Annotated in this window: 23 protein-coding genes; 14 read left to right on the top strand and 9 right to left on the bottom strand. The window is 61.5% G+C overall.

Annotation, left to right across the window (positions count from 1 at the left end):
- Positions 1-56: 56 nt before the first annotated feature.
- Together J1G18_RS14625 and J1G18_RS14630 are read right to left on the bottom strand one after the other, a co-directional pair.
- Complete coding sequence (locus J1G18_RS14625) at positions 57-1,337, bottom strand: HAAAP family serine/threonine permease (RefSeq protein ID WP_027613177.1); 1,281 nt, start codon at positions 1,335-1,337, stop codon at positions 57-59.
- Positions 1,338-1,590: 253 nt separating this feature from the next.
- Entirely contained in the window at positions 1,591-1,761 is a 171-nt protein-coding gene (locus J1G18_RS14630; protein ID WP_167734122.1) for a hypothetical protein, read from the bottom strand.
- 474 nt (positions 1,762-2,235) lie between these two features.
- On the opposite strand from J1G18_RS14630, the gene J1G18_RS14635 reads away from it, so the two are divergent.
- The 5 genes from J1G18_RS14635 (at position 2,236) to J1G18_RS14655 (ending at position 6,473) form a co-directional block, all read left to right on the top strand.
- Positions 2,236-2,619: a tautomerase family protein gene (locus J1G18_RS14635; RefSeq protein WP_103367856.1), complete on the top strand. Its 384-nt coding sequence runs from the start codon at positions 2,236-2,238 to the stop codon at positions 2,617-2,619.
- A gap of 207 nt (positions 2,620-2,826) precedes the next feature.
- A complete protein-coding gene (locus J1G18_RS14640; protein WP_135295508.1) occupies positions 2,827-3,351 on the top strand; it encodes a cysteine hydrolase family protein in 525 nt (174 codons plus the stop codon).
- Positions 3,352-3,490: 139 nt separating this feature from the next.
- Positions 3,491-4,459, top strand: a complete 969-nt coding sequence (locus tag J1G18_RS14645) for a 2-hydroxyacid dehydrogenase (RefSeq protein ID WP_223007957.1) — start codon at positions 3,491-3,493, stop codon at positions 4,457-4,459.
- Between the two features lie 156 nt (positions 4,460-4,615).
- Positions 4,616-5,683 carry a phosphotransferase family protein gene (locus tag J1G18_RS14650; protein WP_223007958.1) on the top strand — a complete coding sequence of 356 codons (1,068 nt, stop codon included), beginning with the start codon at positions 4,616-4,618 and terminating at the stop codon, positions 5,681-5,683.
- Positions 5,684-5,705: 22 nt separating this feature from the next.
- Positions 5,706-6,473, top strand: coding sequence for an SDR family oxidoreductase (locus J1G18_RS14655; RefSeq protein WP_007965755.1), 768 nt, complete (start codon positions 5,706-5,708; stop codon positions 6,471-6,473).
- 174 nt (positions 6,474-6,647) lie between these two features.
- Here J1G18_RS14655 and J1G18_RS14660 read toward each other — a convergent pair whose 3' ends face one another.
- From J1G18_RS14660 to J1G18_RS14685, 6 genes are all read right to left on the bottom strand, one after another.
- Complete coding sequence (locus J1G18_RS14660; RefSeq protein ID WP_045122399.1) at positions 6,648-6,869, bottom strand: hypothetical protein; 222 nt, start codon at positions 6,867-6,869, stop codon at positions 6,648-6,650.
- Positions 6,870-7,621: 752 nt separating this feature from the next.
- Positions 7,622-7,879, bottom strand: a complete 258-nt coding sequence (locus tag J1G18_RS14665) for a DUF1652 domain-containing protein (protein ID WP_027613184.1) — start codon at positions 7,877-7,879, stop codon at positions 7,622-7,624.
- Between the two features lie 135 nt (positions 7,880-8,014).
- Positions 8,015-9,511, bottom strand: coding sequence for a helix-turn-helix transcriptional regulator (locus J1G18_RS14670; RefSeq protein ID WP_223007959.1), 1,497 nt, complete (start codon positions 9,509-9,511; stop codon positions 8,015-8,017).
- A 181-nt stretch (positions 9,512-9,692) separates the two neighbouring features.
- Complete coding sequence (locus J1G18_RS14675) at positions 9,693-10,586, bottom strand: LysR substrate-binding domain-containing protein (RefSeq protein ID WP_223007960.1); 894 nt, start codon at positions 10,584-10,586, stop codon at positions 9,693-9,695.
- Between the two features lie 5 nt (positions 10,587-10,591).
- On the bottom strand, positions 10,592-12,805 hold the full coding sequence (locus J1G18_RS14680) for a xanthine dehydrogenase family protein molybdopterin-binding subunit (RefSeq protein ID WP_223007961.1): 2,214 nt from the start codon (positions 12,803-12,805) through the stop codon (positions 10,592-10,594).
- Positions 12,805-13,269 (bottom strand): (2Fe-2S)-binding protein, encoded by a 465-nt coding sequence (locus J1G18_RS14685; protein ID WP_096795926.1) that lies wholly within the window; start codon positions 13,267-13,269, stop codon positions 12,805-12,807. The genes J1G18_RS14680 and J1G18_RS14685 overlap by 1 nt, the downstream gene beginning before the upstream one ends.
- 118 nt (positions 13,270-13,387) lie before the next feature.
- Between J1G18_RS14685 and J1G18_RS14690 the strand changes: the two genes are divergently transcribed.
- The 9 genes from J1G18_RS14690 to J1G18_RS14730 all read left to right on the top strand — a co-directional run bounded on the left by J1G18_RS14690 (position 13,388) and on the right by J1G18_RS14730 (position 23,325).
- A complete protein-coding gene (locus J1G18_RS14690) occupies positions 13,388-14,311 on the top strand; it encodes a LysR substrate-binding domain-containing protein (RefSeq protein ID WP_223007962.1) in 924 nt (307 codons plus the stop codon).
- Between the two features lie 379 nt (positions 14,312-14,690).
- Complete coding sequence (locus J1G18_RS14695; RefSeq protein WP_223007963.1) at positions 14,691-15,620, top strand: amidohydrolase family protein; 930 nt, start codon at positions 14,691-14,693, stop codon at positions 15,618-15,620.
- 4 nt (positions 15,621-15,624) lie between these two features.
- Positions 15,625-16,530, top strand: coding sequence for an amidohydrolase family protein (locus J1G18_RS14700; RefSeq protein WP_003224037.1), 906 nt, complete (start codon positions 15,625-15,627; stop codon positions 16,528-16,530).
- Positions 16,531-16,772: 242 nt separating this feature from the next.
- Complete coding sequence (locus tag J1G18_RS14705) at positions 16,773-18,158, top strand: UbiD family decarboxylase (RefSeq protein ID WP_223007964.1); 1,386 nt, start codon at positions 16,773-16,775, stop codon at positions 18,156-18,158.
- Positions 18,155-18,784 carry a UbiX family flavin prenyltransferase gene (locus J1G18_RS14710; protein WP_134786077.1) on the top strand — a complete coding sequence of 210 codons (630 nt, stop codon included), beginning with the start codon at positions 18,155-18,157 and terminating at the stop codon, positions 18,782-18,784. Before J1G18_RS14705 ends, J1G18_RS14710 begins: the two co-directional genes overlap by 4 nt.
- A 66-nt stretch (positions 18,785-18,850) precedes the next feature.
- Positions 18,851-19,891 (top strand): CobW family GTP-binding protein, encoded by a 1,041-nt coding sequence (locus J1G18_RS14715; RefSeq protein ID WP_223007965.1) that lies wholly within the window; start codon positions 18,851-18,853, stop codon positions 19,889-19,891.
- A gap of 244 nt (positions 19,892-20,135) precedes the next feature.
- Positions 20,136-21,491: a nucleobase:cation symporter-2 family protein gene (locus J1G18_RS14720; RefSeq protein WP_223007966.1), complete on the top strand. Its 1,356-nt coding sequence runs from the start codon at positions 20,136-20,138 to the stop codon at positions 21,489-21,491.
- Positions 21,492-21,504: 13 nt separating this feature from the next.
- A complete protein-coding gene (locus J1G18_RS14725; RefSeq protein WP_223007967.1) occupies positions 21,505-22,893 on the top strand; it encodes an amidohydrolase family protein in 1,389 nt (462 codons plus the stop codon).
- Between the two features lie 222 nt (positions 22,894-23,115).
- Positions 23,116-23,325, top strand: coding sequence for a hypothetical protein (locus J1G18_RS14730; protein ID WP_003224027.1), 210 nt, complete (start codon positions 23,116-23,118; stop codon positions 23,323-23,325).
- Between the two features lie 130 nt (positions 23,326-23,455).
- On the opposite strand, the gene J1G18_RS14735 is transcribed toward J1G18_RS14730, so the two are convergent.
- Positions 23,456-24,739, bottom strand: a complete 1,284-nt coding sequence (locus tag J1G18_RS14735; RefSeq protein ID WP_223007968.1) for a Zn-dependent hydrolase — start codon at positions 24,737-24,739, stop codon at positions 23,456-23,458.
- Positions 24,740-24,752 lie beyond the last annotated feature (13 nt).

Genomic DNA, 24,752 nt, shown 5'->3' on the forward strand with positions numbered 1-24,752 from the left:
GCCGCTGTGCGTATCACGCACAGCGGCCACTGTAGCTGAGTCTCTGGCGCTTTGGCTTACGCCGTCAGCGAATAAATCACCGCCGAAATGGCCACCAGACCGACCAGGGTAACGAATACGTTCGACGCCTGACCGCGATAGCGCGCCATCGCCGGTACTTTACGAATCGCGTACATCGGCATCAGGAACAGGATCGCCGCAATCACCGGACCGCCAACGGCCTCGATCATCCCGAGAATGCTCGGGTTCAGGGTTGCAACGATCCAGCACACCACCAGCATGAACGCCGCCACGATACGATCCAGCGCTTTGGCGCCCGGACGCTTGCCGCTCTTGACGATCAGGCCCTTGAGGCCTTCGCTGGCACCGATGTAGTGGCCGAGGAACGACTTGGAAATCGCCACAAAGGCAATTAACGGCGCCGCAAAGGCGATGGCCGGGTTGCTGAAGTGGTTGGCCAGGTACGACAGGATCGACAGATTCTGCGCCTTGGCTTCGGCCAGTTGTTCCGGCGACAGGGTCAGCACGCAACTGAAGACGAAGAACAGCACCATCACCACCATCAGCAGGTGGGCGCGGCAGAGGATCTGCGAGCTGCGCTGCTCCGCATTGGCACCGTAACGACGCTTCTGATCCACCGCGAAGGCCGAGATGATCGGCGAGTGGTTGAACGAGAACACCATCACCGGAATCGCCAGCCACAGTGTGTGCAGCAGTGCCGACGGTGCCGGCACTTGCGAAGCGGTGGTGAGAATGCCGCCATTCCAGTGCGGAATCAGGTACACCGCGAGGAACAGCAACGCGACGATGAACGGATACACCATCAGGCTCATCGCCTTGACGATCGCCTGCTCGCCGCAACGCACCACGGCCAGCAGGCCGAGGATCAGCACGAACGACAGCAGCGCGCGCGGCGGCGGCGTGATGTGCAGTTGGTGTTCGAGGAAGCTGGCGACCGTGTTGGTCAGGCCGACGCTGTAGATCAGCAGGATCGGGAAGATGGCGAAGAAGTACAGCAGGGTGATCAGCGCGCCGGCCTTGATGCCGAAATGCTGCTCGACCACCTCGGTGATGTCGGCGCCTTCGCGACCGGAGAGCACGAAGCGGGTCAGGCCGCGGTGAGCGAAGAATGTCATCGGGAAGGCCAGCAGCGCGAGGATCACCAGCGGCCAGAAGCCACCCAGACCCGCGTTGATCGGCAAAAACAGGGTACCGGCGCCAATGGCCGTCCCGAACAGTCCCAACATCCACGTGGTGTCATGGCGATTCCAGCTCGACAGTTCAGCTGGTGCTGCCGCTTCATAGCGTGCGTCGACGCTATTGGCCTGATCATTCATCCGGTCGGATCTCCGCATTCCGGTCACTTGCCACTCGGTCAGGACGCGTCGGAAAAAACCGACAGACATGCTCCGGCCGAAACAGGGGCGCGATTCTCCGCGATAAATGAGCAGAAGCAAAGACTTAGCTGAGGAATGGTTGTACGGAGCAGATCAGCGGGTTGTCGTTTTCGGGAAAATAGCTGTCGGCTCCGGATACGTGAGATGTCGTTTTCCGGCAAGTTTCAGCGACAATTCCACCGGCAAGACTTGATCAGATGGATCGAGCCAGCATGAATCCGAGTGACATGCAAAACAGGCCGAACACCAGCATTCCCCAGATTGGGTACATATCGCCCTTGTTTTTAATGCGCATTTTTTCAACGTCCTCATCGTATTCTCGATCTGCCCGTTCAATCATGGCCTGACGGTCAAATGTACTCATGGTGATTTCCTTTTTTAGAGAGGGGTCTGAATGGTACAAACGCGAACACTTAAAACTTGAGTGAAAGTCCTACTACGGCTGCTGTTGCGGTCAACACCCCAGTGACTACCGCAAACGGATAAAAATACGTATCCCACCTCAACTTCTTTTCTTCCGCTATAAGCTTTTTTCTCTCGGCCGCCAGTTTCCGTATTTCACTCATTATCCTTTCGAGTTCCAGGTGTTCTCGATTGTTTTGAAGCATTTGCCTTCCTTGGCTGTTGGTAGTCACTGCCCAAGCTACTTTGTGCCTCCATGATTTCGCGTTCATCACCATTCCGGTAGCAGACGCATCCGCCAAATTCGTAGGCAAAATCCGCGAAAAACGTAGGTAGCCTCGTACAAAAACAGCAGCGAGTTCATCACCCTACACTTTCAATCTGGCCGACATGTTCTAGCGTGAGATCAGTCCCCTGCCTCACGGAGTCTCTGCCCATGCCCCTCGTCCGCGTCGAAATCAAAAAACACTCTGACCCCACCTTCGCCAAACGCATCGGCGAGCAGATCTACGCCGCCATGCGCAGCACCATCAATGTGCCGGAACACGATAATTTCCAGATCCTCAACGAGCACGACGGCGAGCATTTCATCTTCGACCCGCAGTACCTGGGCATACAGCGCAGCGATCGGTTGGTGATCATCCAGATCACCCTCAATGAAGGCCGGACGCTGGAGCAGAAAAAAGCCCTGTACCAGACCATCGCGCACAGCCTGAACACCCAACTGGGCATTCGCATGGAAGACGTGTTCATCAATCTGGTGGAAGTCAAAAAGGAGAATTGGTCGTTCGGCAACGGCATCGCTCAATACGCCAGTTGACAGCCCTTCGCCGCCGCCAGCATGATCGGCGGCATGAACCTTCGCCCGCTGCACCTCACCCGTACCACCACGACCGCCACCGGCGGGTCGTGGTGTTGCTGCCTGAGGTGAATCCAGCGCAGTGAACCCAAGGCCCCGCCAGCAATGGACGGGGCCTTGCTGTTTCTCCCGTCCGTGCGGCACTTGCAGCCCTCAAGGAGAAACATCATGTCCGCAGCATTGTTGATCATCGATATGCAGGTCGGTCTGTTCCATGGCCCGGAAAAACCCCACGACGGCGAACGTGTGCTCGCCAACATCCAGCAGCTGATCCACCAGGCACGCCTGCAACACGTGCCGATCTACGCCGTACGCCACACCGGCCCGACAGGTTCGCCGATTGCCGCCGGCAGCCCCTTCTGGCAATTGCTGCCGGAACTTGACCTGAATGCCGAGTCCGACCACGTGTTCGACAAGTCCCGACCCAACGCCTTCCATGGCACCGATCTGGCGCAGCAACTCAACACTAATCAGATTGACGACCTGTACCTGGTCGGCATGAAAACCCAGTTCTGCGTCGACGCCACCTGCCGCGCCGCTGCTGATCTGGGCTTCAAACCGTTGCTGGTGGCCGACGCCCACACTTGCATGGACACCCCCGCATTACCCGCCCACATCATTATCGAGCACCATAACGCCACCCTCGGCGGGGCATTTACGCGGCTGATCAACAGCGCCGACGTGAGCTTCTGACGAAGCGCCCGCGCGCTCCCCGTTTCAGCTCCTACACTGGCTGAAGCGGGGCTGCGGCCACCATTGCCAAACCGCTCTGGAATCAGCACTCTGACACGACTTTCGCGACCACACCGTCATAGATCACAGGAGCCGCGCAATGCCCGCCACCGTTCTGGTACTGGTTGAAACCATCAATGACTATTTGCCGATTCTCGAGCATCAGGGCTTTCATCTGATCCTCGCACCAACCCCTGCCGAACGTGCGCAAGCCATCGCCAGCCACGGCGCACGGATCGACGCGGTGCTGACCCGTGGCCCGCTGGGACTGACCGCTGAGGAAATCGCCGCCCTGCCGGCGCTGAAAATCATCACCGTGATCGGCGCCGGTTATGAACACGTTGACCTGCAGGCTGCCAGCGATCGCGGGATCACCGTGACCAATGGTGCCGGGGTCAACGCCTCGTCGGTGGCCGATCATGCGATGGCGATGCTGTTGGCGCTGGTGCGCGACATTCCGCGCTGCGACGCGGCGGTGCGCCGGGGTGAATGGCCGAAGATCATGCGCCCGTCGCTGGCCAATAAACGCCTGGGCATTCTCGGCCTGGGCGCGGTGGGCATGGCGATTGCCAAACGTGCTCACCTCGGTTTCGACATGCAGATCAGTTACCACAACCGTCAGTTGCGCAGTGATGTGCCCTTTACGTTCTGCTCGACGCCGACCGAACTGGCGCGGGCCTCGGACTTTCTGATCGTCGCCACGCCGGGCGGGATTGGCACCCAGCATCTGGTGACTCGCCCGGTGCTCGACGCCCTTGGCCCGAACGGTTTCATCGTCAACATCGCGCGGGCCAGTGTGATCGCCACCACTGAGCTGATCAGCGCCCTTGAGCAACGGCGAATTGCGGGCGCCGCACTGGACGTGTTCGATCACGAACCGCAGGTGCCGGATGCGCTGAAAACCCTGAGCAATGTGATTCTCACGCCGCACGTGGCCGGCCTGTCACCCGAGGCCACCCAAGGCACGGTGGAACTGGTGGGAAAAAACCTCGTGGCGTTCTTCTCAGGGCAACCGGTGCTGACGCCCATCGCCCTGCCCCCCAGGCTCAACAACCAGCGCGTGCATTGAAAAGAGCCGGCAGCGCCCTGCTGCCGTACCTATTCGAAACGCTGATTATCCTGCAACACGCTAACCTATAAGACCGCTGCGCGCTTGTGGCCGCCCGAGTGCGCCATTAGATTAGCCAATGATGTCTGGCCTCCAAAATAAGCAGAAGGGATAAGCATGGCGCTTACTGACCAGTCCACCCGGATCCGCTCTGGCGAAGAACTCGATGCCAGCCTGATCGATCCGTACTTGAAGAGGCACATTCCGGGGCTGACCGGCACGCCGCAGATCAGCCAGTTCCCCGGCGGTGCGTCGAACCTGACTTACCTTCTGGAGTACCCGCAGCAGGAGTTCGTGCTGCGCCGGCCGCCGTTCGGCCACAAGGCCAAATCCGCCCACGACATGGGCCGCGAATTCCGCATCCTCAATCAACTGCGAGATGGTTTCCCCTACTGCCCGAAAGCCTACGTGCACTGCACCGACGAGTCAGTGATCGGCGCCGAGTTCTATGTGATGGAACGGGTCAAGGGCATCATCCTGCGCTCCGACCTGCCGCCAGAACTGGGCCTTGATGCGGCCAAGACTGAAGCACTGTGCAAGAGCTTCATCGACGGTTTCGTCGAACTGCACCGGGTTGACTACAACGCCTGCGGCCTCGGCGATCTGGGCAAACCTGAAGGCTATGTCGCCCGCCAGATCAAAGGCTGGAGCGAACGTTACGAAAAAGCCCTGACCCCGGACGCGCCGCATTGGGAGAAAGTCAAAGCCTGGCTCAACGACAACATGCCGGCCGACCATCCGACCTCAAGCATCGTCCACAACGACTATCGCTTCGACAACGTGATCCTCGACCCGAACAACCCGATGCAGATCATCGGCGTGCTTGACTGGGAACTGACCACCCTCGGCGATCCGCTGATGGATCTGGGCAACACCCTCGCCTACTGGATTCAGGCCGATGATCCGGCACCGGTGCAACTGATGCGCCGCCAGCCGAGCCACGCCCCGGGCATGCTGACTCGACGCGAATTCGTCGATTACTACGCCGAACGCTCGGGCATCCAGATCGACAATTTCGACTTCTACTACACCTACGGCCTGTTCCGTCTGGCCGGCATCGTGCAGCAGATCTACTACCGCTTCTACCACGGCCAGACCCAGGACAAACGCTTCGCGCAGTTCATTCACATGAACAAACTGCTGGAGCACATGAGCCTGCAGGTCATTGCGAAATCGAGCCTCTGACGGCCCACACCAAGGAACCTTTATGTCCAAGACTCAGTTGTTCGACCTCGACGGCAAAATCGCATTCGTCTCCGGCGCCAGCCGTGGCATCGGTGAAGCCATCGCCAAACTGCTGGCCCAGCAAGGCGCCCACGTGATCGTCTCGAGCCGCAAGCTCGAAGGCTGCCAGCACGTCGCCGACGCGATCATTGCCGCCGGCGGCAAGGCCACCGCCGTGGCCTGCCACATTGGTGAAATGGAACAGATCAGCCAGGTCTTCGCCGGGATCAAGGAACAGTTCGGTCGCCTCGATATTCTGGTGAACAACGCGGCGACCAACCCGCAGTTCTGCAACGTGCTGGACACCGATCTGGGTGCGTTCCAGAAGACTGTCGACGTGAACATCCGTGGCTACTTCTTCATGTCGGTGGAAGCCGGCAAGCTGATGCGCGAAAACGGTGGCGGCAGCATCATCAACGTCGCCTCGATCAACGGGATTTCACCGGGCGTGTTCCAGGGCATCTACTCGGTGACCAAGGCCGCCGTGATCAACATGACCAAAGTCTTCGCCAAGGAATGCGCGCAATTCGGCATCCGCTGCAACGCCTTGCTGCCGGGCCTGACCGACACCAAATTCGCTTCGGCCTTGGTGAAGAATGACGCGATCCTCAAGCAGGCACTGACGCAGATCCCGCTCAAGCGCGTGGCCGATCCGAGTGAAATGGCCGGGGCGGTGCTGTATCTGGCAAGTGATGCATCGAGCTACACCACCGGGGTTTCGCTGAATGTGGACGGTGGGTTCCTGTCCTGATCTCTCTGACAACCCTGTGGGAGCGGGCTTGCTCGCGAAGTCGGAGTGTCAGGCAGCATTGCCTTGAATGACACACCGCATTCGCGAGCAAGCCCGCTCCCACAGGGGTTATCCGTAAGACAGTGACTTTGGGTAATGGCCTGACAAAGTGCACCGGCAAGCACCCCCACAGCACTACTGCGTGACACACCGGGTGGTGGTGATATGCCGGGTGACCTGCTCGTCAACATACATATCGCCCGACACCTGAGTGTTTTCCAGGGTCTGACAGGTACGCACCGGCGGTGGTGGCGGTGCAGCAGGAGGCGGTGGCGGAGGACTGGCGCAGCCGCTCAATAGCGCGACAGAGAAAGCCAGCGACAACGGCAGATACACGCGTTTCCCAGGATTATTCATAGGACGACCCGCGATGAATGGAAGAGCCACTTCCGCAATCGCGCACGAATACCGCGGATGACGGAAGACCTGACCACTCATTCTTTATAGCCGACCACCCTGTAAGCGCCAGTGAAATGGAGGGGGATAAGAGAATTGGCTGTCGATTTTGCGGGGAGTAAATCTGTGTGGGAGGGGTACATCAACAAGAATTTTTTTGACTGGAAGACCGCCATCGCTGGCAAGCCAGCTCCCACAGGGGTTGAGTATTCCTGACTGAAATGGGTCAGCTGTCAGGCCGCCTTCGCGAGCAAGCCCGCTCCCACAGTTGGGCCGGGTGCATCAGCAAAAAATTGGTCGGCTGTCAGGCCGCCATCGCCAGCAGGCTGACTCCTGCAATTCAGAGAGCGAGCCCCCCATGCGGCGAAGCCGCCCCACTCAACACAATGAGCGTTAGCTCGAGTACCGCTTTTGATCTGAGGGCCCGTCGGCAGGCTGAGTGGAGGGATTTGTCCGGGGGTGGGAGCGCAGCGACCGTTTGGCGCAGCCAAACACAGCGAGAGGAGGTGCAGCGAAGCAAACCGTAGGCGCTGCCCCCCGGATGAATCCCGCAGCGAAGGAACCCGAGCCTAAGCGAGGGCCGAACGTCAGGGTAAAGCCTTTTTGGTTACTTTTTCGGCGTCTGGAAAAAGTGACCCGCCGTAAGGGCGGAACCCTAAGTGGCCGTTACCGCAGCAACGGATATACACCCAAAACAAACCAACACCAAAACCCTAGGCCATATCCGGATCCCGAGCAGCCCGCAAAGAATTGCTCTCCAACTCATACCGCAACTCATCAACCAACGCCGCCACAGCCTCCGGCGTACGCAACGCATTGAGCTTCAACCCACTGATCACCAGATCCACCTGCCCCGAATCCGGGTGATACAACTTCACCGTCAGCGAATGATCCCCATCCACTGAACACTCGCACGCCAATGGCGAAAAACTCTGTTCGAGGCTGGCGCGCAACTGCGCAAGATTCATCATGGAGCCTGTTCCTTTAGCTGTTTCGAAGGGAGACGATCCCAAGCCAAACAGGCTCGTATCGCACCCCAACAGACTAAGAACTGCCCTATCTCACCAGAACCTGCATTTGCACCGCATCAGCTAGTGCATTTGCACCTACCGCTGACCCTTCGCGCCGCGCTCGCCAGAAAACAGACCACGCTCCCGCGCCCAGACAATCGCCTCGCTGCGACTGTGTACATCAAGCTTGGAATACACCGTCGCCACATGATTGCGCACGGTGTTCGGCGCGAGTTTCAGGCGGGCGGCGATCTCCTTGTCAGCCAGGCCTTCGCAGATCAGCCCCAGCACGTCGCGCTCACGCGCCGTCAGGTCAGTGAACGATACGCTCGGCAGTTGCGGCGAGTTGACCTTCTTCACATTGGCCAGTTTTTCGATCAGCGTCCGGCTGAACCACGAAGCGTCTTTCATCACCTCTTCAATCGCCGCCACCAGCTCCAGCTCGGTGCGCTTGCGCTCGGTGATGTCCATCAGCACCAGCAGATAGCACGGCGTGTCCTGAATATTCACGGTGTCCGCAGACACCGCGCACTCCAGCAGATCCGCGTCCTTCTTGCGCACCCGCACATCGACCCGATCCACTCGTCCGCTTTTCGCCAAGGCGGTCAGCAGTCGGGCCCGCGCACCATCGTCGTCAATGAAATTCAGCTGCGTCACGGTTTTGCCGACGACGTCGTCATTCTCGTACGCCAGGGTGTCGAGGAACGCCTGATTGACATCGATCACCTGCTGTTCGTCGGCGGTGCAGATCAGAATCGGCACCGGAGTCAGGCGGAACGCCTTGGCAAAGCGCTCTTCACTCTGACGCAGCGCAACTTCGGCCTTGTGGCGCAGCTCCATGTCGACGAAGGAAAACAGCATGCAATCCTCATCATTGAGCACCAGAGGCTGCCCGGCGACGATCACTTGCTTGCTGCCGCCATCGGGCAGGCGCAGTTGAGCCTGCATCTGCGGAATGGTCGCCACATCGCGCAGGCGCTGGATCGCCAGATCCTTTTGCTCGGCCTGCTCGAAGATGTCGATTTCATAGGCCGAGGTGCCGATCACCTGCTCGCGGGTGTAACCGGTCATCTCCAGAAACCCCGGATTGACCTTGATGTAGCGCAAATCGCTGAGGCGGCAGATCACCGCCGGCGCCGGGTTGGCATTGAAGGTCTTTTCGAAGCGCTGCTCGGCGTTCGCCCAATCGGTGACGTCGCTCATGATCAGCACCAGTGACTCCGGCTGCCCTTCGCGATCAGTCAGGATCATGCTGCGCACGCTGTGCACCCAGACGTGCTCGGGATCATTCACGGCTGACACTTCGATCAGCACGTCGTTGAAGGCTTCGCAGCGTGCCGCGCGGCTGATCGGGTAGTGTTCCGGGGGCACCGTATGATTGTTGCGATAGCGCAGGCTGAAGCGCTTGGCATACTCATCGGCATTAGTGCCCAGCTCACCGATCCGGCTGACACCGTGCATCGCCAGCGCCGCCTCATTGGCCCAGAGGATGCTCTGATCGAGCTCCAGCAGAATCACCCCGTCGGACAGCCCGGCGATGATCTGCTGCAACTGGCGACGGTTGGTTTCAGTGGTCAGGACTTCCTGGCTCATTGGATCTCCACAGGGAATTCGCGTGTGAAGATTACGACCGCAGGCGTTCGCGATCGTGCCGAACTCTTCAACAACACCACAAATCCCTGTAGGAGTGAGCCTGCTCGCGATAGCGGTCTGTCAGCCACATCAACTCTGACTGACACACTGCTATCGCGAGCAGGCTCACTCCTACAGGGGATCAATGGTGATCTGAAGTTTCCACCAACTCCCGCAACGTATCGAGAAACAGCTTGAGCACCGGCGAGGCATCATCCGCCCGGTAAGTCGCATACAACGGCACCTCCGGCAGCGCCGGTGTCAGCTTGCGAAACAGCAACCCAGCCGGGGCCAACTGCTCGATAGAAGCAGGCAGCAGCGCCACCCCGAAACCGGCGCGCACCAGACTGAGCAAGGTCTGCACCTCGATCACCTGCTGACGGATCTGCGGGGTGAAACCGGCCTGGATGCAGCACTGATAAAGGAAGTTGGCGAACCGCGACTGCTTCAGTTCCAGCGCGACAAACGGTTCCTGTGCCAGATCCGCCGGGGCCAGAAGCTCGCGGCTGGCCAGCGGATGATCGGCCGGCATCACCACATGAATCGGCTCGTAGATCAACAACTCGTTGCGCAGCAACGGATCGTCATAACCCACGCGAAACACGCAGGCGTCGATACGTTTTTCCTTCAACGCCTTGACCTGCGCCGCCGGGGTCATTTCATGCAGGCGCCAGTTCACCTGCGGATAGCGCTCGCGAAACAGGTGCAGGGCTCTGGGCAGCACGCCGACCATCACCGAGCTGATCATGCCGATTTCCAGCTCGCCAAGCTGCCCGCGCCCGGTCTGGCGCGTCAGGTCCAGCGCCCGTTCCAGTTGTTCGAACACCAGCGGCGCCTGCTCCTTGAGCATCTGCCCCGCCGCTGTCAGTTCGACCCGGTGGTGACTGCGCTCGAACAACGGCGTGCCCAGCTCCTCCTCCAGCAGGCGAATCTGCTGGCTCAGCGGTGGCTGGCAGATGTGCAAACGCTCCGCCGCCCGACCGAAATGCAGCTCATCGGCCAGGGCCATGAAGTACCGCAGCAGACGCAGGTCCATGGCGCTTACCCCAGACTCAGCGGCGTTGAGCGCTGGCGCACGCCGGTCAGCGCAAACAAGGCGTTGGCAATCGCCGGCGCCACCGACGGACTGCCCAACTCGCCTACGCCACCGGGCTTGCCCGGCTCGCCATCCAGCACCACGATGTCGGTGGCCGGCATGTCCGACATCCGGGTCACGCGATAATCGTGGAAATTGCTCTGCACCACCCTGCCCTGTTGAATGTCGAGGCGATCAAACAACGCATGACCAAGACCCCACATCAGGCCGCCGTAGATCTGCTCCTCGACCCCGCCCGGCGACACCGCCAGACCGCAATCGACCACGCAGGTCAGCTTCTCCACTTTCGGCTTGCCATCGACCATCGCGACCCGCGCCACCACCGCAATAAAACTGCTGTAACCCTGATTGGTCGCAATGCCCAACGCAGTGCCGGGCGGTAACGGCTGGCCCCATCCGGCGCGTTCGGCAGCCTGTTTCAGCACCGCCACATGCCGTGGCCGCTCCTGCATGTTGGCCAGACGGAACGCCAGCGGATCCGCGCCTGCCGCATGGGCCAGTTCGTCCATGAAGCTCTCGACGGCAAACACGTTTGGAATAAAGCTCACCGAGCGATACCAGCCGCTGGGCACATGGCTTTCGTGCTTGACCCAGTTCAACTCCAGGTGCGGCGGACGGTAGGCGAAGTCCCACGCGGTGATCGCTTCGGTAGTGCTGTAATCCATGTGATCCGGGCGTTCGAAATAGCCCGGCTCCCACTGCTCCGGCGAGGCCGGTGACACCGCGTGCAGTTGCAGTGCGTTGAGTTTGCCTTGGGCATCCAGCGCGCCTCTGACCCGGTGCAGCGTCGCCGGGTGATTGAACAGTGCGTGCATTTCGTCTTCGCGGCTGTTGAGTAACTTCACCGGCACGCCGATCTGTTGCGCCAGATACGCCACCTCGAACAACCAGTATTTGGCCTCCCGCGCGCCGAAGCTGCCGCCGGATACCAGTTCGTTGATGGTGACTTTGTCCTTGGCGATGCCACACACGGTTTGCGCGGCTTCCAGAGCTGACGATGGCACCTGCACGCCGCCCCAATAGGTGATCGCGCTGTCCTGCACGTGCGCGGTGATGCAGATTGGCTCGAGCGGGTTCTGCGCCTTGTACGGCATGCGGTAATCGGCTTCGATCAGTTGCGCCGCGTGCGGCCATTGCGCGCCGACATCGCCATGCGTCATGGCTTTGATGGTTTGGCTGTTCGGGTCGGAAATAGCGGCAGCCTGGGCCTTGGCCAGTTCCGCGCTGTCGAACCCGGCCAGCGGCGAATCGCTCCATTTGATCTCCAACAGCTTGCGCCCCTGCTGCGCCGCCCAGAACGTCTCGGCCAGCACCGCGACGCCTTCCAGATTGCCGCCGAGCACGTCCGGGCGCCCGGGGACTGCAAGCACCTGGCGCACGCCCGGCACCTGCAATGCCGCCGCCGAATCCACGCTGACGACTTTCGCCCCGACCACCGGCGCCCGCTGAATCACCGCCACCAGCATCCCCGGCAACTGCACGTCGATGCTGTACTTGAACCGTCCGCAAACCTTGGCCGCGGCATCGCGCTTGTGCCGCAGTTTGCCGATGTATTTGAACTGCGTCGGATCCTTCAGCGTGACACTGGCCGGCGCCGGCAAATGCGCCGCCACGCCGACCAGTTCGCCATAGCCGAGGCTGCGTTTGCTGGGCAGATGAACCACCCGACCTTCTTCGGTGCTGCAGCTGTCGGGGCTGACTTTCCATTGCTTCGCCGCAGCGGCGATCAACAACGCCCGCGCTGTGGCCCCGGCCATACGCAGGCGCTCGTATTCCAGCGACACACTGGTGCTGCCGCCGGTGGAAAAGACTTTCCAGACCGGGTGAATGTAGGTGTCGAAGAACGGATCTTCCGGGGTGATGACCTGCACGGTCATCGGGTTCACATCCAGCTCTTCGGCCACACACGCGGCCAACGCCGTTTGCGTGCCGGTGCCGGAATCGTGTTTGTGCACCACCAGTTTCACTGTGCCGTCGGGGAAGATCCGCACCCAGGCGTTGGGCTCGAATTCGGTGGCCGGCGCCGGAGCTTTCGGGTCGCTGGCGGCGCTGCCGGATGGCAGGTACAAGGCAATCGCCAGGCCCGAAGCGACCGTCGCTGCCTGCTTGAGAAACACCCGGCGTGACGGTTCGATCAAGGTGTCGTCGCGCAGGCTCATCACGCCTCCTTCGGCGCATTCGCCGCACGTTTGATCGCTTTGTTGATCCGCCCGTAAGTGCCGCAACGGCAGATATTGCCGGTCATCGCATTGCGGATCGAATCGTCAGTCACCGCCGCGCCGGTGTTGAGCAGCGCGGCGGCGGACATGATCTGCCCGGATTGACAGTAGCCGCATTGCGGCACATCTTCGGCGACCCAGGCCAGTTGCAGCGGATGGCTTTCGTTCGGCGACAAGCCTTCGATGGTGGTGATGCTGTGACCCGCGACGGCGGCCAGCGGCAACTGGCAGGAACGCACCGCGACGCCGTCCAGATGCACGGTGCAGGCACCGCACAGGCCCATGCCGCAGCCGAATTTGGTGCCGGTGAGTTTCAGTTGATCACGCAGTACCCATAACAAGGGCATGGAGGGGGACGCCTCATCCAGCTCGCGTCGTTCGCCGTTAACCGTGAATGCGATCATTGTCAGGCTCCAAAAGAGCGGCCCGTCTTTGTGCGGGCCTGGTGACCGATTATTGGAAGCCCACGCAACACGCGGCCAGCGACGATTTCTGCCAACCGGTGTAAGCAGGACTAACAACATGTACAAGCGATACCCGTCGGTGCAGTCCATGAGCGCGTTCATCCAAGCGGCGCGCAGCGGCAGTTTCTCCAGCGCGGCGCGCAAGCTCGACCTGACGCACAGCGCGATCAGCCAGCAGATTCGCGCACTGGAAGATTTCATCGGTCAGCCGTTGTTCGTACGTGAGGGCGGCGGCAGCAACCTCACCGATGCCGGGCAGTTGTTTGCCAGCGTGCTAGCGGACGGGCTGGCGCAGATCGACCGGGCCCTGTCCTCGGTGAAAAACCGCAGCGTGGCGCAGCGCCTGACCCTGGACGTCGACAGTGAACTGGCGCAGAGCTGGCTCAATCCGCGCCTGCCGGAGTTGCTCGACGGACTTCCGGATTACGAGGTGACGCTGCTGTCGATGCCACGCAGTGATCGCAGCAGCTTCGAGCGGGTGGATCTGGCGTTGCGTTACGGTTATGGCGATTGGGATGACTGCGAGATGACGCAGATCTGCGGCGACCGGGTGCTGGCGGTGGCTTCACCGGCGCTGCTTGAGCGCTATGGTTTGCAGTTGCCGCTGAGCCCGGCGCAGATTCTTGAATTGCCGCTGTTGGGCTATACGCGGCGCTCGTGGATACCGTGGCTGGATGCGGCCGGAATGCCCCCGGTAGAGCCAGCGGCGCGGGTGATTTTCGATAATGCGGCGAACCTGATTGCGGCTGCCGAGGCCGGGGTTGGTGCCGGGCTGGTACGCGGTTTACTCGCCGCCGATGCGTTGCGCAGTGGGCGGCTGGTGGCGTTGAACGAGGCGCAGATTGCTGCGCATTACAACCTGTATGCGGTTTGGCCGCATGGGCAGGCCGAGCGTGTGGCGCCGGTGGTTGAGGTCATCAAACAGTTGGCTCTGTGTACGCTTGAGAACGCTGCCCTCACCCTAGCCCTCTCCCAGAGGTAGAGGGGACCGATTGGGGAATATTGACGAATTACGCCGACGTGAAAGCTCAGCTGTGAATCCATAATCGACTGGATCTTTCAGGTCGATGTAAACCGAAAGACACCTCCGTAGGTTCCCTCTCCCTCCGGGAGAGGGCTAGGGTGAGGGCAAGGCTCTTGATCCAAGGCCCATATCCCAGAAGTATCACCACCCCACCCAATTAATATTGTACGAACCCTCCCCCGCCTTCCAATACTCGCCCTCAGCAACCACCCACCCGGGCCGGATGCGAACAGGCGAGGGAATGCGCGAGTGCTGCGCATAGAAATGGCCGATAGCCCGGGGCGTGGATGCCGAGAGCCGCAAGGCTCCCTTCCCCGCTATCAGGAGATCGACTTCAATGATCATCGATATCAGCTGCTATCCCACGGATCTCGTGGACCTCGCCTGGAGGCATGACGGTGACCCGTTCACCGGCGAGCGTTTGCTGGAGATGATGGATGGCCCGTACATGGTCAACGGCAAACCTCGCCGGATCGACAAAGCCTTCATCCAGCCGCCGCAGGGCAACACCATTTACACCTGGACCGACGGCGAACTCTCGGGCCGCGAATCCATCGACGCCTACATGGCCTACACCCTGAAAATGGTGCAGACCTACCCCGATCGTTTCATCGGCTGCTTCGTCTACAACCCGCGCTGCGGCGTGGAAAACGGCGTCGAGGCGATCGAGCGCTACGTCAAGGAGCACGGTTTCAAGATGGTGCAGATGCAGGCCAATATGCACGCCTACCGGCCTGATCGTGCACTGGACTGGGTGCGCCCGTGCTTCGAGAAATGCGCCGAACTGGGCATCCCGGTCAAGCTGCACACCGGTGACGGGCCGTACAGCATCCCGTCGGAATGGGTGCCGATGATCAAGGAATTCCCCAACGTGAATTTCATCATGGCCCACTTCGGCGTGCAGACCGGCGGGGTCTACGTGTTCGAACCCATGCAATGGGCGATGGAGCTGCCCAATGTCTACTGCGAATCGGGCTGGTGCCTGCAATCGCGGATCGTCGAGTTCGCCAAGGTCTTGCCAACGCACAAGATCCTGTTCGGCACCGACACCCCGCCGAACGAACCGGGCATGTGGCTGCGCCTGCTCGAAGTGTTGTGCCACGAGCCGCCGCAAGGCATGAACCTCGACGAAGACACCCTCGAGGAATACCTGGGCAACAACACCGCGCGGATGATCGGCCTCGAACCGACCCCGCCGCCGCGTTCCGTTTCCGAAGCAGAGGCGCAACTCAAGCGCCCCGTCACCACGCAACTGGCCAGGAGCTGAACCGATGATCATCGACACCCATCTGCACCCCACCAATCTGGTCGACGAAGCCTGGCGCCACACCGGCGAACCGTTCACCGGCGAGCGCATGCTCAAACTGATGGACGGCCCGTACATGATCAACGGCAAGCCGCGCCGCATCGACATGGGTTTCATCCAGCCGCCACCGGGTAACACCGGTTATCGCGACGGTAACCGCCGGGGCCGCGAGGGCGTGCGTGACTACATGTCGTACGTCGCCGAACTCTGTGTGAAGTACCCGGATCGCTTCATCGGCAACTTCAACTTCAACCCGCGCTGGGGACCGGAAAACGGTGCGGCGGAGCTGGAATTCCACATCAAGGAATACGGCTTCAAGATGCTCAAGCTGCACGCCAACATGCACGGCTATCGCCCGGATCGGGCGCTGGACTGGTTGCGCCCGGCAATGAAAGTCTGCGCCAAGTACAACATCGTGGTGCTGATCCATACCGGCGACGGCCCGTACACCATTCCGACGATGTTCTACCCGATCATCCGTGAGTTCCCGATGGTCAATTTCATCATCGGCCACTTCGGCATCCAGACCGGCGGCAACTACTCGTTCGAGGCGTTCTGGATGGCGATGGACACGCCGAACGTGTACTGCGAATCGGGTTGGTGCTTCCAGTCGCGGATCGTCGAGTTCGCCAAGGAACTGCCGCGCAACAAGATCGTGTTCGGCACCGACTCGCCGCCGAACGAACCGGGCATGTGGCTGCGCGAACTGGAGGTGTTGTGCTCACCGGCGCCGCAAGGTCTGGGCATCGATGAGGATCATCTGGAGGACTACCTGGGCAACAACATCGCCCGGTTGTGCGGGATCGAGCCGACGCCACCGCCGAAGGATCTGGTTGAGGCGGATATACGCCTGACCACCACGTACTTGTAGCCACACACAATCCATGTGGGAGCGGGCTTGCTCGCGAAAGCGGTGCGTCATTCAACAATGAAGGTGGCTGATCCACCGCATTCGCGAGCAAGCCCGCTCCCACATTGGGGCCGTGTTACGACAGTTACACAGCGACTTTACAGGCACGAAGATGACCCGGCGTTCCCTCGACCGGCAGGCCAACGGCTGCTCGATCGAACGCACTCTCACCCCTGCGTGCCTGCTTTTTACGAGGTGAAACCATGACCCGTTCGACGCTCGGCGATTCTCAGGATTTTCACGTGTTCATCGACGCCTATCGCCGTGAGTACCCGGACGATGTGCTGACCATCACCCAACCCGTTTCTGCCGATCAGGACATCACCGCCCTGGTCGATGCCCTCGCCGCACAGGGTCGCGATCCGCTGCTGATCTGCGAAAACGTCGGCGGCCTCAAGGTGCCGGTGGCGACCAATCTGTTCGCCTCCCGCACCCGCATTGCCCGGTTGTTCGATGTCACCCCGGCACAACTGCACGAAACCTTCCAGCGTCGCGCCAACCAGCCCATCGCCCCGCGCTACGTGGAAAGCGGCCCGGTGCTCGATGAAGTGTTCGAAGGCGAAGCCGTGGATCTGGCGCTGCTGCCGATGCTCAAGCACTTCGACAGCGATCGCGGGCCGTACATCACCAACGCGCTCATCATCGCCGAGGACCCGCAGACCGGCATTGCCAACATGAGCTATCACCGCTCGATGCGCCACGCCCGCCAGTCCCTGGCGACCAGCCTGCACTCGCGCGGACACCTGTGGCGGATGCTGCAGACCGCCCGTGAGCGCGGCGAAGAATTGCGCGTGGCGATGGTGGTCGGTGCACATCCGTTGTTCATGCTCGCGGCGGCAGCGCGTTTACCCTACGGCAGCGATGAACGCGCCGTCGCCGGCGGCTTGTTCGGCGCACCGCTGGAACTGGTCAAGACCCCGCGCTATGGCATCGGCGTCCCGGCATACGCCGAGTTCGTCCTCGAAGGCGCCATCGACCCGACGGCCTACGCCGAGGAAGGCCCGTTCGGCGAGTTCAGCGGTTATTCCTCGGATCGCTCGACCAACAACGTGCTGCGCGTCGACACCCTGTTGCGGCGCAAGGACGCCTGGCTGGTGGACGTGATGGGCGGCCGCTACGCCGAGCATCTGACCCTCGCCCGGCTGCCGCGCGAAGCGGAAATGAGCGAAAAGCTAAAGGCGCGTTTCCCCGCCGTCACCGCCGTGCATTACCCGAACTCCGGCACGCATTTTCATTGCTACGTGGCACTGGATCAGAGCCGCGACGGTGAGGCGCGGCAAATCATGCTGGCCCTGCTCGGCTGGGATCCTTATCTGAAAAGCGTGATCGCGGTGGACAGCGATATCGACATTACTGACGACAGCCAAGTGTTGTGGGCGCTGGCCACGCATTTCCAGCCGCATCTGGATCTGTTCATGATCGACGGCTTGCCCGGCAGCCCGCTGGATCCGTCGTCCTCGGTCAACGGCACCACTTCGCGCATGGGCCTGGACGCCACCCGTGGCTCGGGCTTCGACGGGATCAAGGCGCAGCTCGATCAGGACGTGCTCGAACGTGCCCGGCAACTGCTCAAAGGGCTGGCATCGTGAACCGCCAGCGGCTGGTGGTTGGCATCAGCGGCGCGTCCGGCTTCATCTACGGCGTGCGCCTGCTGCAATTGCTCGCCGAACTGGATATCGAAAGCCACCTGATCATCAGCCGCGCCGCGCTGCTGACCATGGCCCACGAGACCGATTACAAACTGGCCGATGTCACTGCGCTTGCCAGCCACTACCACCGCGCCGATGACGTCGCGGCCGGGATCGCCAGCGGTTCGTTTCGCTGCCTGGGCATGGTGGTCGCGCCGTGTTCGATGCGCACCCTGGCGGAGATCGCCACCGGCACCTCCTCCGGGCTGATCGGCCGCGCCGCCGACGTCACCCTCAAGGAACGCCGCACCTTGGTGCTGATGGCCCGCGAAACCCCGCTGACCCTCGCCCACCTGCGCAACATGACCGCCGTGACCGAGATGGGCGGAATCATCGCGCCCCCAGTTCCAGCGTTTTATGCCCGGCCCGAAAGCCTGGCGCAGATGGTCGATCACAGCCTCGGCAGAGTGCTCGATCTGTTCGGCCTCGATGCCGGCGTTGCCACCCGCTGGAAAGAACACCGAGAACCCTGTGGGAGCGGGCTTGCTCGCGAATGCGGTGGGTCATTCAACAATGATGGTGGCTGAACCGCCGCATTCGCGAGCAAGCCCGCTCCCACCCAAAGCAAATCCGCGTCCATCAAGGAGCTGCATATGAACACCCCCTTCAACGCCCCAACCCCCAACACCAAAATCCCCGTGACCATCCTCACCGGCTTCCTCGGCGCCGGCAAAACCACCCTGCTCAACTACATCCTCAAGGAAAACCACGGGCGCAAGATTGCCGTGATCGAAAACGAGTTCGGCGAGGTCGGCATCGACGGCGATCTGGTGCTCAGCTCCGAGACCGAAGAGATCTACGAAATGGTCAACGGCTGCGTGTGTTGTACCGCCGAGGTTCGTGAGGACCTGGTGCGCATCGTCCGCGAGCTGGTGGCGCGCCCGGTGCGCCTCGATCACATCCTGATCGAGACCAGCGGGCTGGCCGATCCGTACCCGGTGGCGCAGAGCTTTTTCATCAATGACCCGATTGCCGAAGAAGTCGAACTCGATGCGATCGTGACCATGGTCGACGCCAAGCACATCGCCCAACACCTGGAGGATCTGCAACTGGATGGCGTCGACAATCAGGCGGTGGATCAGATCGTCTGCGCCGACCGCATCGTCATCAACAAGGTCGATCTGGTCAGCCCTGAAGAGGTGGACATTCTGCGCGGCAAGATCCGTGGTTTGAACGCCACCGCAGATCTGGTGACCTCCACCCATGCGCAGATCGACCTGACGAAAATTCTCGGCATCGGTGCGTTCGAGTGCACGCAGAAGCTTATGGAAATCGGCGCGGAACCTGAGCATCACGACCATGACCACCACCATGAATCAGAAGACCACGAACACGATCCGAGCGTGTCATCGGTGGGCATCGCCGTCGACGGCGCGGTCAATCTGATGGCGTTCCACCGCTGGATCAGCGAGCTGCGCTCGTCCCAGGCCGACAACCTCTATCGCATGAAAGGCGTGCTCGCCGTGGCCAACGAAGACCAGCGCTACGTGCTGCAAGGCGTGCACAGTCTGGTGGAGTTTCGCGCCTCGACCGCCTGGGGCACGGAGCCCCGTTCGAGCAAGATCGTGTTCATCGGCCGCGACCTGGACCGTGCGGCGCTAAACCAGGGCTTTGCCGCCTGCCTGGCAGGCTGAACAAGGCATCGGAGCCGGTGGATGGCGGCTTCGCAGCACGAATGACTGATGCCAGATTTTTTGCACAACACAAAACCTGTGGGAGCGGGCTTGCTCGCGAAAGCGGTGGGTCATTGAACAATGATGTCAACTGACACACCGCTTTCGCGAGCAAGCCCGCTCCCACAAGGATTGCGGTGCCTCTAAGACAGCATCAGACGAATACCCCTCTGTACCGAATAACAACAGCTAGAGGTGATTCCCCATGTCGTCAGCCACTCCTTCCTCCACCGTGCACCCCGTCGACCGCGTCCTGCCGGTGCGACAGATGCTCACCCTCGGCCTGCAACACATGGCCGTCTCGTACATCGGCGCCATCGCCGTGCCGTTGATCGTCGCCAGTGCCCTGAAGATGTCCCACGCCGATACCGTGGTGCTGATCAGCACCACGCTGTTCTGCTCCGGCATCGCCACCCTTTTGCAAACCGTCGGCTTCTGGAAGTTCGGCGTACGCCTGCCGATCCTGCAAGGCGTGGCGTTCAGCAGCGTCGGTCCGGTGATTGCCATCGGCAGCAACCCCGACGTGGGGTTTGCGGGAGTCTGCGGCGCGGTGATCGGCGCCGGAATTTTCACCCTGCTGATGGCGCCGTTCGTGGGCCGATTACGGCGGTTTTTCCCGCCGGTAGTCACCGGTTGCATCGTCACGGTGATCGGTCTGCAGCTGTTCCCGATCGCCTATGAATGGGTCGGTGGCGGACGCAACGCGAGCAACTTCGGCGCCCCGGCATTTCTCGCGGTGGCGGTGGTGGTGCTGCTGACCATCCTGCTGGTCAATCGCTATGGCAGTCCGCTGCTGCGCAACATGGCGGTGCTGGTGGGCATGCTGGTCGGCGCCGGTCTGGCTTACGGTCTGGGCATGGGCAATTTCCACAGTGTCGAAGAGGCGCCGTGGCTGACCGTGCCCTACCCGTTCTACTTCGGCTTGCCGACTTTCAGCCTGATCCCCATCGCGACCATGGTGGTGGTGATGATCGTGCAGATGGTCGAGTCGATGGGGCTGTTCGTGGCCATCGGCGACATCGTCGACAAACCGGTGGAAGACCAGCAAGTGGTCAATGGCCTGCGCGCCAATGGCCTGGCCAGCACCATCGCCGGGATGTTCGCCGCGTTTCCGTTCATTGCCTTCATGGAAAACGTCGGTCTGGTGATCCTGACCGGCGTGCGCAGCCGCTGGGTGGTCGCCGTCAGTGGCCTGTTGATGTGTTCGATTGCGCTAGTGCCCAAGGCTGGGGCGATCATCGCGTCGATGCCGACCGCAGCGCTGGGCGGTGCCGGCATTGCGATGTTCGGCGTGGTCGCGGCGGCGGGGATTCAGACCCTGGCCAAGGTCGATTACGAGCGCAATCGCTACAACGTATTGATCGTCGGTTTCACCATCGCCGCCGCGCTGGTACCGGTGCTCGCCCCGACCCTGTTCAAACAAATGCCCGAGTGGTCACAGCCGTTCCTGCACAGCAGCGTGGTCATCGCCTGCCTGGTGTCGGTGCTGCTCAACGCGGCGCTCAACGGCGTCAGCGTGCCAGAAACCACACCCGGCAAATCCGCCTCGCACATTCTCTGACTGGAGCCTGCCCATGACTCGACTTCAAAACATCCTGATCAAAAACCCCGTAGCGGTGATGACCGGCCTGCGCGGCCCGCGTGCCCGGGCCGGGGCGGTGGACATTCGCGTGGTCAACGGCCGCATCGCCGAAATGGCCGCCGACCTTCAAGCGCAACCCGGCGAGCGCGTGATCGAAGCACGCAACTGCGTGGTCTATCCGGGCTGGATCAACACCCACCATCACCTGTTCCAGAACCTGCTCAAAGCCGTGCCCGAAGGTTTGAATCAGGATCTGCAAGGCTGGCTGGCGAGCGTGCCCTACCCAAGGTTGAACCGCTTTACCCCGCAATTGGCAAGGATCGCCGCCCGTCTGGGCATGGTCGAGTTGCTGTTGTCCGGGGTGACGACCTGCGCCGATCATCATTATCTCTACCACGCCCACGGCAGCACCGAGACCGGGGATTTGCTGTTCGATCTGGCGGACGAATTCGGCCTGCGCTTTGTGCTGTGTCGCGGTGGCGCGCTGGAATCCGCCAGCGCGCACCCGGGTTTCTCGAAAACCGCGCTGCAACCGGAAAGCCTCGAACAAATGGTCGGCGATATCGAGCGACTGAAATCGCTGTATCACCAGGACACCCCGGATGCCCTGCGCCGGGTGGTCGTCGCGCCAACCACACCGACCTTTTCGCTGCCGCCGACCCTGCTGCGCGAACTGGCGCACACCGCGCGCGGCCTCGGTTTGCGTCTGCACACGCACCTGTCGGAAACGCAGAACTACGTGAATTTCTGCCGCGAGAAATACAACTGCCTGCCGGTGGAGTTCGTCGCCGAACACGAATGGCTCGGCCCCGACGTCTGGTTCGCCCACGCCGTGCACCTGCAACCCGACGAAATCCGCATGCTCGCCCAGACCGGCAGCGGCATCTCGCATTGCCCGGTGAGCAACGCGCGCCTGGGCAGCGGCGTCGCGCCGGTGCCGCAAATGTATGAGGCCGGCGTACCGATCTCCCTCGGCGTCGACGGCGTCGCGTCCAACGAATCCGGAAGCATGGTCGGCGAAGCCAACACCGCGTGGCTGATCCACCGCGCCGAACAAGGCGCCTCGGCGACCACTGCCGAAGACGTGATCCACTGGGGCACGGCAGGCGGTGCGCAGGTATTGGGACTGGGCGCGGTCGGTACGCTGGAAATCGGACAAGCGGCGGATCTGGTGATCTACAGCCTAGATCATCCACGGTTCTTCGGCTTCCACGATTGCGCGGTTGCACCGGTGGTCGCGGGAGAACCGATCACGGTGAAGTACAGCCTGGTGGGCGGCCGGATCGTGGTCGATAACGGCGTGATTCCGGGGCTGGATATCGAACGGATGCGCGCCGAGGCATGGGAAGGTGTGCAGGCGATGATGAATATCGACGATTGACCGCGGATCCGCATGCAATGCAAAACCTGTAGGAGTGAGCCTGCTCGCGATAGCGGTGTGTCAGCTGACATTTGCGCTACTGACACACCGCTATCGCGAGCAGGCTCACTCCTACAGGGAACAACGCCACATTCGCGGACCCGGGGATTCTCGACTAAGGTTACCCCCTCATCGGATTGAGCCCCTGCCAGATCCACCGGGCTCTTGATCAAGGAGAGACTGATGACGTCGCGTCGCAACATCGAACAGACTTATCGCACCTGGTCCAGCCCGATTCTGCTGGAGCTGAAAAAGCGCGAACACCAAATGGCGCCGGTCGAGCGTCAGGCGCTGGAGAATGTTTTGGTCGAACGACGGTTGCTGGATGTCGGCAACCCCAACGGCCCCGACCGACGCCAGGGCACAGCGGGCAAGAATGACCGGCCCGGCTGATCACTTTACTCAACTGAACAAAAACCTGTGGGAGCTGGCTTGCCAGCGATGACGGACTTTCAGTTAATCCAGTGTCGACTGGTCCACCGCCATCGCTGGCGAGCCAGCTCCCACAGGTCACGCCGCGTTTTCAGGCCGCGCGCTGCCCCTCCGCCACCATCGCCGAAGCCGCCAGCATCGCCCGCAACAACACCGCACACCCGGCCGCCAGATCTTCCGGCGCGGCATTCTCGATTTCGTTGTGGCTGATCCCGCCTTCGCACGGTACGAAAATCATCCCCGCAGGACCGAGTTCGGCGAGGAAGATCGCGTCATGCCCGGCGCCGCTGACGATGTCCATGTGCGACAGGCCAAGGCCTTTTGCCGCGCCGCGCACGGCTTCGACGCAACCCTTCTCGAAGTACAGCGGCGGAAAGTCGGCCGTCGGGGTCAGTTCATAGGTCAGGCCGTGTTCTTCGCAGGTCGCCTCAATGACTTGTTTCACCTCGCTGATCATCGAATCCAGCCGCTCCGGTTGCAGATGGCGGAAGTCGAGGGTCATGCGCACCTCGCCGGGGATGACGTTGCGCGAGCCGGGGTAGGCTTGCAGGCAACCGACCGTGCCGCAGGCGTGGGGTTGATGGCCGAGGGCGGCGCGGTTGACCGCACCAACGATGATCGAGGCGCCGACCAGCGCGTCCTTGCGCAGGTGCATCGGCGTGGGCCCGGCGTGGGCTTCGACGCCGCGCAGTTTCAGGTCGAACCACTTCTGCCCGAGAGCGCCGAGTACCACGCCGATGGTTTTCTGTTCGTCTTCGAGGATCGGGCCTTGTTCGATGTGCGCTTCAAAATAGGCGCCGACCTTATGCCCGCTGACTTTGCGTGACCCGGCGTAACCAATGGCATTCAGGGCTTCGCCGACGGTGACGCCGTCGGCATCGACCTTGGCCAGGGTTTCTTCGAGGGTGAATTTCTCGGCGAACACCCCGGAGCCCATCATGCACGGGGCGAAGCGCGAGCCTTCTTCGTTGGTCCAGACCACCACTTCCAGCGGCGCTTCGGTTTCCACACCGAGGTCATTGAGGGTGCGCAGCACTTCGACGCCGGCGAGCACGCCGAAACAGCCGTCGAACTTGCCGCCGGTGGGCTGGGTGTCGATGTGGCTGCCGGTCATCACCGGCGGCAGGTTCGGATTGCGCCCGGGACGGCGGGCGAAGATGTTGCCGACTTCATCCACCGTGACGCTGCACCCGGCGTCCTTGCACCACTGCACGAACAGGTCACGGGCCTGACGGTCGAGGTCGGTCAGGGCCAGGCGACAGACCCCGCCCTTGACCGTGGCACCGAGCTTGGCCAGTTCCATGAGCGAGGCCCAGAGGCGGTCGCGGTTGATGTGCTGATGGGTGGATTGCAGAACGTCTACGACTGCGTTCATGTTGATCTCCTCA

The sequence above is a fragment of the Pseudomonas sp. MIS38 genome, assembly GCF_019891575.1.
GTDB lineage: Bacteria > Pseudomonadota > Gammaproteobacteria > Pseudomonadales > Pseudomonadaceae > Aquipseudomonas > Aquipseudomonas putida_A.

What these genes read in the sequence shown, in the direction of transcription:
- J1G18_RS14625 (WP_027613177.1), bottom strand. Translation starts at nt 1,337, where the DNA reads ATGAATGATCAGGCCAATAGCGTCGACGCACGCTATGAAGCGGCAGCA.
- J1G18_RS14630 (WP_167734122.1), bottom strand. Translation starts at nt 1,761, where the DNA reads ATGAGTACATTTGACCGTCAGGCCATGATTGAACGGGCAGATCGAGAA.
- J1G18_RS14635 (WP_103367856.1), top strand. Translation starts at nt 2,236, where the DNA reads ATGCCCCTCGTCCGCGTCGAAATCAAAAAACACTCTGACCCCACCTTC.
- J1G18_RS14640 (WP_135295508.1), top strand. Translation starts at nt 2,827, where the DNA reads ATGTCCGCAGCATTGTTGATCATCGATATGCAGGTCGGTCTGTTCCAT.
- J1G18_RS14645 (WP_223007957.1), top strand. Translation starts at nt 3,491, where the DNA reads ATGCCCGCCACCGTTCTGGTACTGGTTGAAACCATCAATGACTATTTG.
- J1G18_RS14650 (WP_223007958.1), top strand. Translation starts at nt 4,616, where the DNA reads ATGGCGCTTACTGACCAGTCCACCCGGATCCGCTCTGGCGAAGAACTC.
- J1G18_RS14655 (WP_007965755.1), top strand. Translation starts at nt 5,706, where the DNA reads ATGTCCAAGACTCAGTTGTTCGACCTCGACGGCAAAATCGCATTCGTC.
- J1G18_RS14660 (WP_045122399.1), bottom strand. Translation starts at nt 6,869, where the DNA reads ATGAATAATCCTGGGAAACGCGTGTATCTGCCGTTGTCGCTGGCTTTC.
- J1G18_RS14665 (WP_027613184.1), bottom strand. Translation starts at nt 7,879, where the DNA reads ATGATGAATCTTGCGCAGTTGCGCGCCAGCCTCGAACAGAGTTTTTCG.
- J1G18_RS14670 (WP_223007959.1), bottom strand. Translation starts at nt 9,511, where the DNA reads ATGAGCCAGGAAGTCCTGACCACTGAAACCAACCGTCGCCAGTTGCAG.
- J1G18_RS14675 (WP_223007960.1), bottom strand. Translation starts at nt 10,586, where the DNA reads ATGGACCTGCGTCTGCTGCGGTACTTCATGGCCCTGGCCGATGAGCTG.
- J1G18_RS14680 (WP_223007961.1), bottom strand. Translation starts at nt 12,805, where the DNA reads ATGAGCCTGCGCGACGACACCTTGATCGAACCGTCACGCCGGGTGTTT.
- J1G18_RS14685 (WP_096795926.1), bottom strand. Translation starts at nt 13,269, where the DNA reads ATGATCGCATTCACGGTTAACGGCGAACGACGCGAGCTGGATGAGGCG.
- J1G18_RS14690 (WP_223007962.1), top strand. Translation starts at nt 13,388, where the DNA reads ATGTACAAGCGATACCCGTCGGTGCAGTCCATGAGCGCGTTCATCCAA.
- J1G18_RS14695 (WP_223007963.1), top strand. Translation starts at nt 14,691, where the DNA reads ATGATCATCGATATCAGCTGCTATCCCACGGATCTCGTGGACCTCGCC.
- J1G18_RS14700 (WP_003224037.1), top strand. Translation starts at nt 15,625, where the DNA reads ATGATCATCGACACCCATCTGCACCCCACCAATCTGGTCGACGAAGCC.
- J1G18_RS14705 (WP_223007964.1), top strand. Translation starts at nt 16,773, where the DNA reads ATGACCCGTTCGACGCTCGGCGATTCTCAGGATTTTCACGTGTTCATC.
- J1G18_RS14715 (WP_223007965.1), top strand. Translation starts at nt 18,851, where the DNA reads ATGAACACCCCCTTCAACGCCCCAACCCCCAACACCAAAATCCCCGTG.
- J1G18_RS14720 (WP_223007966.1), top strand. Translation starts at nt 20,136, where the DNA reads ATGTCGTCAGCCACTCCTTCCTCCACCGTGCACCCCGTCGACCGCGTC.
- J1G18_RS14725 (WP_223007967.1), top strand. Translation starts at nt 21,505, where the DNA reads ATGACTCGACTTCAAAACATCCTGATCAAAAACCCCGTAGCGGTGATG.
- J1G18_RS14730 (WP_003224027.1), top strand. Translation starts at nt 23,116, where the DNA reads ATGACGTCGCGTCGCAACATCGAACAGACTTATCGCACCTGGTCCAGC.
- J1G18_RS14735 (WP_223007968.1), bottom strand. Translation starts at nt 24,739, where the DNA reads ATGAACGCAGTCGTAGACGTTCTGCAATCCACCCATCAGCACATCAAC.